We start from the raw sequence: 10,835 nt of genomic DNA, 5'->3' as shown, positions 1-10,835 counted from the left end.
GGGGGGGCGGGGGGGCGGCGGCGGGGCGGGGTGCCGGGGGCGGGGTGCGGCGGCGGTGCGGGACGCAGCGCCGCAGAACCCCTACGGCTGCCCGACCAGCGTCGCGGTCACGTTGTGCTCGGTGCCGTCGCGCACGTACGTGAGCTGCACCGTGTCGCCGGCCTTCCTGGTGAGCAACAGGGTCGTCAGCACGTCGGCGCGGTTCGCCGCCTGGCCGTCGATCTTCGTGATGATGTCGCCCTGTTGCAGGCCGGCCTTCGCGGCCGACCCCTGCGGATCGACGGACTGCACGTAGAGGCCGTCTTCGATACCCCACCGCTCGGCGACGGCCGGAGGGATCGGCGTCACCTGCACACCGAAGTACGGGTAGACGACCTTTCCGTTCGTGATCAGGTCATTCGCGATGCGGCTCGCGAAGTTGACCGGCACCGCGAAGCCGATACCGACGGAGCCGCCGCCGCCAGTCCCCTCTTCGTTCGGCACCGTCGCGATGGCCGTGTTCACACCGACGAGATGGCCGTCGCAGTCGACGAGGGCGCCACCCGAGTTGCCGGGGTTGATCGAGGCGTCCGTCTGGATGGCGCCGGCCAGGGTGGTGGTCTGGCCGTTGTCGGTCGGCACGGGCACGTTGCGGCCGAGGGCGCTCACGATGCCGGCGGTCACCGTGCTGGAAAGGCCGAGCGGTGCGCCGAGTGCGACGACCGGCTCGCCCACAGAGACGTTCTCACTGTTGCCGAGGTCGATGACGGGCAGTTCGGAGCTCGAGCTCACCTTGAGCACGGCCAGGTCGGACTGCGGATCGCGTCCGACGAGCTTCGCCGCCTCGGTGTGCCCGTTCGAGAATGTGACCGCGATGTCGCCTCCGTTCGCCGCTGAGGAGATCACGTGATTGTTGGTGACGATATATCCGTCCTTGCGGATGATCTCGCCACTTCCGACCCCGTTGCCGCCCGGCGCAGAGACGTTGATCGTCACGATGGTCGGCAGCACTTCGTTCGCGATGCGCACGGCGTCGCACGAACCCGGCCCCGTGGTGCCGGAGGCGTTCTGGGATGTCGAGCCCGTTGTGCCACCCCGTGCCAGCCATCCACCGAGCCATCCCGCGCCGATGCCGAGCACGATCGCGATGATCGCGGCGACCAGCCAGACGAGCCACGCCGGCAGACCGGGCCTGCGCGGTTCGGATGCCCCGGCATCCGACGAGACAGCGGATGACCCCGACGGGGTGTCCGCAGAGTCGTTCGTCGAACCCTGGCCTGCGTTCGGATCGGTCATCCCGCACCCCTGACGTGTCGGCCGTGAGCGGTGCTGACCCCGATCACGGCATCCTGGCGAGGCGTTGCAACGCCCGCACGACTCGACTGTATCCATGCGGCACGGTGTCGCGGGAGGGGCGCTCCTATGCTCGAACCATGCGCTTCGGAATCGTGATCCTTCCTCAAGAGACCTGGCCGGTGGCGCGGGAGCGCTGGCGGGCGGCCGAGGAGCTCGGCTTCGACAACGCGTGGACCTACGATCACCTCTCCTGGCGCGACCTCTCCGGCCAGCCCTGGGGCGCGACGATGCCGCTGCTCACCGCCGCCGCGACCGTGACGGAGCGCATCAAACTCGGCACGTTCGTGAGCAATCCGAACTTCCGTCATCCCGTGCTCTTCGCGAAAGAGCTCGCGACTCTGGATGACATCAGTGGCGGCCGCACTGTGCTCGGGGTGGGGTCGGGGTCGGCGACCGCACACGATGCGCTCGTGTTCGGCGAGCGCGAATACTCACCCCGCGAACGCCACGACCGGTTCGAGGAGTTCGTCGCGCTGCTGGATCGGCTGCTGCGCTTCGAACAGGATGGCCGGGGAATCGAGTTCGAGGGCACGTGGTACACCGCGCGCGGCGCCCGCATGGTCGGCATCCCCGCGCAGAAGCCACGGCTGCCGTTCGCTATCGCGGCGAACGGGCCGCGCGGCCTCGACCTCGTCGCCCGAACCGGCGACGCATGGATCACCAACGGCCCGGGCGGAACGACCGACGACGAGTGGTGGACGGCGATCGAGGGCCTGACCGGCCGCCTCGACGAGGCTCTGCTCCGGCACGGCCGTGACCCGCGCTCGATCGAGCGTCACCTCTCCGTCGACTCCATCGGGGGCGCCCGCTTCCCGCTGCACTCGGTCGACGAGTTCGAGGATGCCGTCGGCCGCGCCGACGCCCTCGGCTTCACGCACCTCGTGGTGCACTGGCCTCGCCGGGAGGGCGTCTACGCCGGCTCGGAGGCGATGCTCACCGAGATCGCGTCGCGCTTCGACCGCTACCGCTGAGCGACGCGCGCGTAACCCGAAGTCTTCGCCACTTGTTGCCGGTACCCAGCACAGGATTCCGCAACAAATGGCGACGACCTGAGGGTGGGGATGTGCGGGTGAGGGTGCGGATGTGAGGGTGGGGATGGTGGTGGGGCGGGCGTCACTCGTCGCGGAGAGGGCCTCCGCGCTGGGCGACCAGCTCCACGAGGCGCGGGAAGACCTGCGACCGGTGCACGCCGTCGTGCTCGAACTCGTTGGTGACCCATGCCTGCAGGTTGCCGACCGCGTTGGCCGTCTCCAGCTGCAGGCCGGAGTCGACGTACATGTCGTCGAAATACACCGCCGCCGCGACCGGTACCTCGTTCGCCGCGAGCCTGTCCAGGTCGTAGAGCCGAGACCACTCCGGCCGTGACGCCAACAGCTCGACCGCGCCGCGGAACGGTCGCAGAGCCCGGATCTCCTCGAACATCCAGGGGTAGATCATCTCGCCCGTCATGAGCAGCGGCCGGGCATCCTCGGCGAACTCCGGATGACGGTCCCTTTCGCGCTGCGCCGCCCACTCGGTCATCCCACTGTCGACATCGCCGTAGATCGACTCCTGCATCACGGCGAACAGCGGATTGTCGGCGTAGGAGCTGCGCGACTGCACTTGGTCGAGGAAGGTGTCGCTGAGCTCGTCCGCCACGAATGCCTCATCGATCAGGTAGTGCATCCGCTCGTATCCGGGCTTCATGCCGTAGTCGATGCCCAGCGACTGGAAGCGCCTGACCGTCAGCAGGTCCCCGTCGGGAAGCACCACGTCTCCCGCGGCGAGGCGGTCGGCGATGCGGGCCATCGTCGCGACGTGGTGCGGGTAGCGGGCGTAGAACTCGCGGTTCTTCCCCGCCGTGCGCGGGTAGGTGCGTCGATACACCTCCGCCGCGTCGGGGTGCAGCGATGCGAGACCGCCGGTCACGTAGCAGGCGGCCAGACCCTCCGGGGCCTGCGAGAGATACGTGAGGGTGAGGAATCCGCCGTAGCTCTGACCAAGCGTGCTCCAGCGGCGTCCGCCGAACACCGTCGTTCGCAGGTGCTCCGCGTCGCGCACGATCGAGTCGGCGCGGAAGAAGCCGAGATACTCCGCACGTGCGTGATGGCCGGGCAGGGCATCCATCGTGCTGCTCTGGATGCGGGATGACCGACCGGTGCCGCGCTGATCGAGAAGCAGTACCCGATGGGTCTGCAACGCTTCGCCGATCCAGCCTTCCGGCTCGGTCGGCCGCGGGCCTTTGCCGCCCGGGCCACCCTGCAGGTACAGCAGGATCGGCAGCTCCTCGTGGCGCCGCACCGGGTCGACGAGCTCGCGCGCGAAGACCTCGATCTCGCCGGGGACCTCACCCGTCCAATCCAGCGGCACCGTGACGAGGTGATCGCGCACGTGCATGCCGGGGATCGTGTACTCGGCAGCGATCATCGGCGGCCTCCTTGTCGTGGTGAGAGCGGAGACGGCGCCCTCGTCGGGCATCCCCGATTCGATCCTGGCGCGTGACCCGGAGTCGTCGCCACTTGTTGCGGGTACCCGGAATGGGATTCCGCAACAAGTGGCGACGACTTGGGGTGGGTGGGGCTGGCGACTCAGTCCTTCACGGAGCCGGCGGCCATGCCGTTCGTGATGAACCTCTGGAACACGATGAACAGCACGACGATGGGTATCGCAATCACCGTCGACGCCGCCATCAGCGGTCCCCACTGGGTGCCGTACTGCCCGATGAACGTGTTCAGCGCGACCGTCACCGGCTGCGCCTCCTGACGCGGGTTGAGCGTGATGCCCAGCGTGAACTCACCCCAGGTCATCACGAAGGCGAACGCCATCACGGTGACCAGACCGGGACGCACCACCGGGAGCACGATGCGCCAGAAGGATTGCCAGCGGTTGCAGCCATCCACCTCGGCAGCCTCTTCGAGCTCGCGCGGGATGCCCAGGTAGAACGGCCTCAGCACGATGACCGCGAACGGCAGCACCGTCACCGTGTCGCCCAGGATCAGGCCCCACGGGGAATTCGTCAGCCCTGCCTGGCTGAACAGAGCGAACATCGGGAGTGCGATGTTGATGGTCGGCAGCAGCTGCGCGAGCAGGAACGGCAGGAGCAGCAGGGCCGTCCAGCGCAGCTTCAGCCGCGCGAACCCGTACGCGGCTGGGGCCGCGATCAGCAGCGTGAGCACGGTGGTGCCGATGCTGATCACGAAGCTGTTGCCGAGCGACCGGATCATCTGCGAGTTCGCGAACACGGCCGTCACGTAGTTGCCGAAGTCGAGAGAGGTCGGGAACCAGGTCGGCGGACTCGTGAAGAGCTGAGACGGCGCCTTCAGCGAGGTCGTGACCATCCAGTAGAGCGGAAAGACGAAGACACCGACGATGAGCACACCGATGACCGTCAGCACCCAGCGATGACGCGTCAGGCTCATAGTCCCCGCTCCTCTCTGCGGCTGTAGAAGAGGTAGATGATCGACAGCACCAGCGGGATGACCAGCAGCACGTTCGCCGCCGCGGCACCGTCACCGAGCCGGAAGTACTCGAACGACAGCTTGTACACCGCGATCGACAGAACGTTCGTGGCATTCGCCGGGCCGCCAGACGTCATCACGTAGATGATGTCGAACGCCTTGAAGGTGTGCACGAACCCGAGCAGCAGAGCGGTCAGGATGACCGGCCGCATCATCGGCACCGTGATGCTCCAGTACCGGCGCCACGCCGAGGCACCGTCGATGGCCGCGGCCTCGTACAGCTGGGTCGGGATGGTCTGCAGCCCGGCGTAGATCATCATCATCTGGAACGGGATGCCCACCCAGATGTTCGCGATGATGACGGCGGGAAGCGCCGTGGACGGGTCGGCCAGCCAGGACTGCGTCGAGTGGATGCCCACCAAACCCAGAAGCGCGTTCAGCACGCCGTAACTGCCTGCGTACATCCAGCGCCAGAGACTCGCCGAGACGACCGCAGGCAGAACCCAGACGACCATCATGATCGCCCTCAGCAACCCGGAGAGCGGGAACCCGAGGTTGAAGAACATCGCGAGGGCGAAGCCGATCGCATGCTGGAAGAGCAGCGACCCGACGGTGAAGATCAGGGTGATCGCCAGCGAGGACGCGAAGTCCGGCGACGAGATGAAGTCGATGTAGTTCTGCAGCCCGACGAAGGGGGCCCCGCCCTGCACGAAGTTGCCCGCGTTGACGTCGAACACGCTGAGGTTGAACGTGTACAGCAGCGGATAGAACATGAACAGCGCGAGGTAGAGCAGCGCAGGCGCAACGAACAGGTAGCGCGTCGAGCGGCGGAAGAGACGCCGGCCGGCCGGCCGCCCCGTGAGGGACGACCGACCGATCGTAGAAGTGAACGACGTCATTGCTTCGGCAGCAGCGGCTTGATGGTCGTCGCCGCCTTGTCCAGCGCGTCCTGCGCCGAGCTGGACCCGGTGAGCGTCGACTGCATCGCGATGACGACCGCATCGGCCATCTCCGCGTAGTTGGCGCCGTACGCGCGAGGCCGTGCGACCTGGAGCTGATCCGTGAAGGTCGCGATGGCCGCGGAGTCATCGAACGGCTTCAGGTCGGTGCGCACCGGCAGGCTGCCGGCCGCCTTCGCCATCGACTCGAGGCGCTGCTTGTTCTGCAGCCACTTCACGACATCCCATCCGGCGTCCTGGTGCGGGCCCTTGATCACCATGTAGTTCTCGCCGCCGAGCGCCGATGCCGACTCCTTGTCCTTCGGCAGGAGCGCGACACCGTAGTCGAGGTTCGGGGCCTCTTTGGCGATCGTCGGGATCTGCCACGGACCGTTGATCATCATCGCGGCGCGGCCCTGGGCGAACTCCTGCTCGACCCCGGTCTGATCCCAGTTCAGCGCCTCCTTCGAGACGCTTCCGTCCTTCATCAGGTCGCTCCAGAGCTGCAGGGCACGAACGCCGTTCGCCGAGTTCACCTTGGTGAGGTCGCCTCCCGACTGCCAGAGGGTCGGCAGCCACTGGAAGACGGCCTGCTGGTTGTTGATGGCCGAGTACGCGAATCCGTACCGGTCCTTGGTGGTCAGCGCCTTGGCATCCGACTTGAGCTCGTCCCAGGTCGTCGGCGGCTTCAGGCCGGCGTCGGCGAGCGCCTTCTTGTCGTAGAACAGCGCGAGGCAGTTCGCGGTGATCGGCAGGCCGAAGTACTTGCCGTCGTACATCGCGGACTGGATGAGCCCCTTGGGGTACTTGTCGAGCTGTCCCCACGCCTTGAGCTGCTTCGTGAGATCGGCGGCGATGCCGGTCTCGGCGAACTGCTGCTGGTCTGGCGAGTTGATGATGACGACGTCGGGAAGCGAGTCGGCGCCGGCCGACTGCAGCAACGTCTTCTTCAGATCGTCGTAGGCGATGTACTGCCGGTCGATCGTGACGTTGGGATGCTCCTTCTGATACTCCTTCAGCTGGGCATCCAACTCGTCCGACGACGTCGTGCCCGGCTGGTAGTAGTCCCACCAGGTGAGCTTGACCGGGCCGGACGTGTCTTGTGCGGCATCCTTCGGGGCTCCGCTTCCGCCCGGCGCGCACGCCGCCAATCCGGCGACCGTGATGGCCGCCACTGCAAGTGCTGCGATTCGTGACCGCATCCGACCACGTCGTGATGCTGACATCGTTCCTCCTTCATCGTTGAAAGTCGCCCGCAGGGTGCGGGGTACCCACACCTACGGGTGCCGCAGGCGCAGGGGTGGTGCAGGTGTTGCAGGTGTGAGGAGGGCGCCTTAGCCCTCCGAGTGCGCGGTCATCCACTCCCTGGACAGCCGCAGTCCGTCCCCGAGGGACGTGGTGGACTCCTCGTCGACACAGATCCAGCCGTCGTATCCGGCGGTGCGAAGCGCGCCGAGGATGCCGTCGAGGTCGAGCCCGCCGCGGCCGACCAACCGCCACTCACCGTCGGCGTAGTCCTTGAGGTGGATGTTGTCGATGACGCCGGCGAACTCCGCGATGAACGCGGGGATGTCTGCGACGCCGGACTTCGCGAGGTGCGCAGTGTCGACGGTGAGGCCGACCGCGTCATCCTCGACGGCCCCGAAGAAGGCGCGCACGTCGTCCGGTGTCATGACGGGCTGGTCGAAGTGGTGGTGGAGCGAGAGGGCGACGCCCTTGTCGCGTGCACGACGACCGTGCGCGGAGAGCGACCGCGCGTACCCCCTGAGCACGTCGTCCGTGACGCCGTCGTGGGTGCGGTTCTGGCAGTAGACGACACGCTCCGAGCCGACCGCAGCGGCGAAGTCGATGACCTCGGCGAGGCGCTCTTCGCCCGCGGCATCCGGCACGTCGAAGAAGATCACAGCAGACGCGACGCCCGGCTCCTGCCAGCGGGAACGGAAGCCCTCCGGGTCGCCGAGCCACGGAGTGAACTGCGACATCTTGAGCTGCAGCCCGTCGTACCCGGCGGTGCGGAAGCCCTCGAGCAGTGTCGTCTGCTCGGCGTCGTCGCGGGTCGGCTTGCTGAAGGCGATGCGGTTCATGACAGGAGTCCCTTCTCGAGCGCGACCGGCTCACCGGTGCGCGCCGACTCGTAGGCGGCGAACAGCAGGGACAGCGTCTTGAGGTTGTCCTCGCCGGAGTTCTCCGGCTCGCCGCCGTTCTCGATGGCGTCGAGCAGCCGCTGCAGGCTGCGGTAGGCCGAGATCGGCTTGCCCTGGCCTGCGCACGGGTTCGACACGGTCTCGACGCCGTCCGCTGTGTGGGTCTCGAGCGCGCCGTACGTGAGGCGCAGCGTGCCGGTCTCGCCGAGCACGATGGTCTCCACGCGCTCGACGCGGCTCGCGAAGCTCTGCGTGTAGTTCACGGGGATGTCGCCGAAGTGCACCTGCACGAACGCGTCGGTCTCCCCGGCCGTGCTCATCGCGGGGTGGATGAACGTGCGCGCGACGAGCCAGTCGGCATCGGATCCGCCGGACGCGTCGACCAGGTAGCGGAACCCGTCGAACCAGTGCACGCCCATGACTGCCAGCGCGTGATGTCGTGCCTCGGCTCGCCATCCGAGGACCTCGCGCCACATCAGCTCGCTCTGGTCGATGCCGAGCACTCGCCCGATGCGGCCGGCCAGGATGGCGTCCCGTGCGAGCCCGAAGGCGTAGTGGTCGCGGAAGTTCTGGTCGACGGCGAGCAGCACCCCCGCATCGTTCGCGACGCGGACGATCTCGCGCGCCTCCGCCATGTCGTCGGCCATCGGCTTCTCGACGTGCATGTGCTTGCCCGCCGCGGCGAGCTCGCGCACCGCCTCCAGCCGAACCGTGCTCGGCGTGCACACCGCTGCGACCTCGAAGTCGGCGCCCTTCAGCAGGTCGTCGATGCTCGCGTACGTGTCGGTGACGCCGAAGTTCTCCGTCGCCCAGGCTCGGCGCTCCGGCGCCGGATCGACAGCGGCGACGATCTCGACGCGGTCCGGCCGCTCGAGGTAGCCGCGGAAGTGCATCTCGCTGACGTTGCCGCAACCGACGATCGCGACGCGATGGCGAGTCATTCGCCGACCACCTCGCGGCGGGCGGTCGAGAAGCAGATGACGAACTCGGCGACATCCTCACCGATGTTCTCGGCGTTGTGGATGGCTCCCTGCGGAATCGAGATGGTGTCGCCGGGACCCATCTGCACGTACTCGTCATCGACGCGATGCCGGATGGTGCCAGAGAGCACGTGCAGCACCTCGTCGCAGTTCGGGTGGTGGTGGGGCGGGTTGTGCTGACCCGGCTCGATGAAGCACTTGCCGATGGTCATCGTGTCGGAGTTGCCGATGGCGTCGGAGACCATCCACTCCAGTCGGCCCCAGCTCTGAGGCTCGACGACCGCCGACGACGCGGGGGTCACACCTCCCCGACCACGGTTCTGGGCGGCAGGGATCTCGGACATGGCGAACTCCTTCGAGTGGGATTCGCGCCAGGCGGATCCCGGGATGGGGGATGACGGCTGCTCTGCCGTCACTACGACATCCTCAAGGGCCACATTCGCCAGCGAGAGGGCCAATTATGATCAGGTGGCCTCCAATTGTCTGTGGGGCGCCAATGAAGACCGTCAGTGCTCCGTGGAGTCCCAGGTCTCGGCGAGGAGCTGGATGCCGCGCGCGACGAGCGCCGGATCGGCCGCGTACGAGAGCCGCACGTAGTCGTCGAGCTGATCCTCGGCTGAGAAGGTCGGACCGGGCAGAATCTGCACACCGACCCGCTCGGCCCGCTGTGCGAAGGCCGTTGCACCGTTCTGCGGGAGCCGGATCCACAGCGATCCTCCCCCGGTCGGCACCTGCGGCGTCCACTCGGGCAGCAGCTCCTCGAGTGCGGCGAGTGCGAGCCGGCGTCCCTCGACAAGAGTGCGGAATCGCTCATCCCTCGCCCGCTCGATCTGCGGCATCAGCTGGGTCGCGAGCAGCTGGGCGAGCACCGACGTGCCGAGGTCTTCGCCGCCCTTGAGCGCGATGAACTCGCCGATCAGCTCCGGCTGCGCCCGCACCCAGCCGAGCCGCAGGCCGCCCCAGAACGACTTGCTCATCGAGCCGACCGTGAGCACCAGATCGCTTCCGACAGCCAGGGGAAGGGGGCGACGCTCGCCGTCGATGATGGTGTCGGACAGCGTCGCGTCGTCGATGACCGGCACCCCGTACCGGTCGGCGATCGACGCGACGCGGCTGCGACGGAACCGGTCGAGCACCGAGCCGGTCGGATTGTGCACCGTGGACTGCAGCACGATCAACACCGGGTTGCGTGCTGCGACCTCGGAGGCGAGCGCGTCGACGTCGATGCCGTCGCCGCCCGACGGCACGCCGATCAGCCGCGCTCCGAGCGCCTTGAGCGACTCGATCGCGCCGCGGAACGACGGCTCCTCGATGAGCACCGTCGCCCCCGGGGTGATGTACGACGAGGCGACCAGGCGCAGCGCCTGCTGCGCCCCTGAGGTGATCAGGATGTGCTCTGGGGCGGTCGGCAGCCCGAGGTTGCTGTAGTAGGTGGCGACGGCCTCGCGGAGCTCGGGCAGTCCGGACGGGATGTACCCGTGGCTCGCGACGAGCTGGCGGGTGCGGGATCCGTCGAGCAGGTTGATCTCGTCGGCCACCATCGGCAGGCCTGGCATGGCGGCCGAACGCAGGTCGATGCGGTCGAGGCTCTGCGGAGCATCCGACACGAACGAGCGAAGCCGGTCATCCCCTCGCACCGGGCCGAGATGCCTGCGACTCACCATCACGTAGGTGCCGTCGCCCTGCCTGCTGACCAGAAGACCTTCGCCGCGGAGCAGGTCGAGCGACTTCGTCACGGTGTTCCTGCTCAGGTTCAGCGCCATGCCGAGGGAGCGCTCCGAGGGAAGCCGAGTGCCCGACGTGATGGCGCCCGCGCGCACCAGCTGCCGGATCTGCGCGGCGAGCTGCTCGTGCAGCGGACCGTCCCCGTGCGCCCAGTCTCCGAGCAGTCTCACCAGGCGATTCGCACCGATCGCCGCCAATCTGAAGGAATTGGCACTCGCAGTCTCCGTGGTCATCCGCACATTATTGGGGCGACCGAGCGTCGTGATCAACCCATCG

10 protein-coding genes are annotated in these 10,835 nt (G+C 67.7%); 1 reads left to right on the top strand and 9 read right to left on the bottom strand.

What is annotated here, in order from left to right; all coding sequences use genetic code 11:
* Positions 1-81: 81 nt before the first annotated feature.
* Positions 82-1,275 carry a S1C family serine protease gene (locus ACYVDN_RS18210; protein WP_460574019.1) on the bottom strand — a complete coding sequence of 398 codons (1,194 nt, stop codon included), beginning with the start codon at positions 1,273-1,275 and terminating at the stop codon, positions 82-84.
* Positions 1,276-1,412: 137 nt separating this feature from the next.
* Here ACYVDN_RS18210 and ACYVDN_RS18205 point away from each other — a divergent pair, with 137 nt between their 5' ends.
* Positions 1,413-2,306, top strand: a complete 894-nt coding sequence (locus ACYVDN_RS18205; protein WP_460574017.1) for an LLM class flavin-dependent oxidoreductase — start codon at positions 1,413-1,415, stop codon at positions 2,304-2,306.
* A gap of 142 nt (positions 2,307-2,448) precedes the next feature.
* On the opposite strand, the gene ACYVDN_RS18200 is transcribed toward ACYVDN_RS18205, so the two are convergent.
* The 8 genes from ACYVDN_RS18200 to ACYVDN_RS18165 all read right to left on the bottom strand — a co-directional run bounded on the left by ACYVDN_RS18200 (position 2,449) and on the right by ACYVDN_RS18165 (position 10,792).
* On the bottom strand, positions 2,449-3,741 hold the full coding sequence (locus ACYVDN_RS18200; protein WP_460574024.1) for an alpha/beta hydrolase family protein: 1,293 nt from the start codon (positions 3,739-3,741) through the stop codon (positions 2,449-2,451).
* A gap of 161 nt (positions 3,742-3,902) precedes the next feature.
* Positions 3,903-4,733, bottom strand: a complete 831-nt coding sequence (locus tag ACYVDN_RS18195; protein ID WP_460574015.1) for a carbohydrate ABC transporter permease — start codon at positions 4,731-4,733, stop codon at positions 3,903-3,905.
* Positions 4,730-5,671, bottom strand: a complete 942-nt coding sequence (locus ACYVDN_RS18190) for a carbohydrate ABC transporter permease (protein ID WP_460574013.1) — start codon at positions 5,669-5,671, stop codon at positions 4,730-4,732. Before ACYVDN_RS18190 ends, ACYVDN_RS18195 begins: the two co-directional genes overlap by 4 nt.
* Positions 5,668-6,936: a sugar ABC transporter substrate-binding protein gene (locus ACYVDN_RS18185; RefSeq protein ID WP_460574012.1), complete on the bottom strand. Its 1,269-nt coding sequence runs from the start codon at positions 6,934-6,936 to the stop codon at positions 5,668-5,670. Before ACYVDN_RS18185 ends, ACYVDN_RS18190 begins: the two co-directional genes overlap by 4 nt.
* A 108-nt stretch (positions 6,937-7,044) precedes the next feature.
* Complete coding sequence (locus ACYVDN_RS18180; RefSeq protein WP_460574010.1) at positions 7,045-7,794, bottom strand: sugar phosphate isomerase/epimerase family protein; 750 nt, start codon at positions 7,792-7,794, stop codon at positions 7,045-7,047.
* Complete coding sequence (locus ACYVDN_RS18175) at positions 7,791-8,795, bottom strand: Gfo/Idh/MocA family protein (RefSeq protein ID WP_460574008.1); 1,005 nt, start codon at positions 8,793-8,795, stop codon at positions 7,791-7,793. The genes ACYVDN_RS18180 and ACYVDN_RS18175 overlap by 4 nt, the downstream gene beginning before the upstream one ends.
* Positions 8,792-9,250, bottom strand: coding sequence for a cupin domain-containing protein (locus tag ACYVDN_RS18170; RefSeq protein ID WP_460574006.1), 459 nt, complete (start codon positions 9,248-9,250; stop codon positions 8,792-8,794). The genes ACYVDN_RS18175 and ACYVDN_RS18170 overlap by 4 nt, the downstream gene beginning before the upstream one ends.
* A 90-nt stretch (positions 9,251-9,340) precedes the next feature.
* The gene (locus ACYVDN_RS18165) at positions 9,341-10,792 is read right to left on the bottom strand and encodes an aminotransferase-like domain-containing protein (protein ID WP_460574004.1); all 1,452 of its coding nucleotides are present in this window, start codon (positions 10,790-10,792) and stop codon (positions 9,341-9,343) included.
* Positions 10,793-10,835: the final 43 nt, after the last annotated feature.

This window comes from Humibacter soli (assembly GCF_054779035.1).
Note: the sequence above shows the minus strand (reverse complement) of the source record. Positions and strands in the feature narration are given on the sequence as shown.

Bases quoted from the DNA above. Each gene is read 5' to 3' on its own strand.
- ACYVDN_RS18210 (WP_460574019.1), bottom strand. From the start codon at position 1,275: ATGACCGATCCGAACGCAGGCCAGGGTTCGACGAACGACTCTGCGGAC.
- ACYVDN_RS18175 (WP_460574008.1), bottom strand. From the start codon at position 8,795: ATGACTCGCCATCGCGTCGCGATCGTCGGTTGCGGCAACGTCAGCGAG.
- ACYVDN_RS18190 (WP_460574013.1), bottom strand. From the start codon at position 5,671: ATGACGTCGTTCACTTCTACGATCGGTCGGTCGTCCCTCACGGGGCGG.
- ACYVDN_RS18200 (WP_460574024.1), bottom strand. From the start codon at position 3,741: ATGATCGCTGCCGAGTACACGATCCCCGGCATGCACGTGCGCGATCAC.
- ACYVDN_RS18165 (WP_460574004.1), bottom strand. From the start codon at position 10,792: ATGACCACGGAGACTGCGAGTGCCAATTCCTTCAGATTGGCGGCGATC.
- ACYVDN_RS18185 (WP_460574012.1), bottom strand. From the start codon at position 6,936: ATGTCAGCATCACGACGTGGTCGGATGCGGTCACGAATCGCAGCACTT.
- ACYVDN_RS18180 (WP_460574010.1), bottom strand. From the start codon at position 7,794: ATGAACCGCATCGCCTTCAGCAAGCCGACCCGCGACGACGCCGAGCAG.
- ACYVDN_RS18205 (WP_460574017.1), top strand. From the start codon at position 1,413: ATGCGCTTCGGAATCGTGATCCTTCCTCAAGAGACCTGGCCGGTGGCG.
- ACYVDN_RS18195 (WP_460574015.1), bottom strand. From the start codon at position 4,733: ATGAGCCTGACGCGTCATCGCTGGGTGCTGACGGTCATCGGTGTGCTC.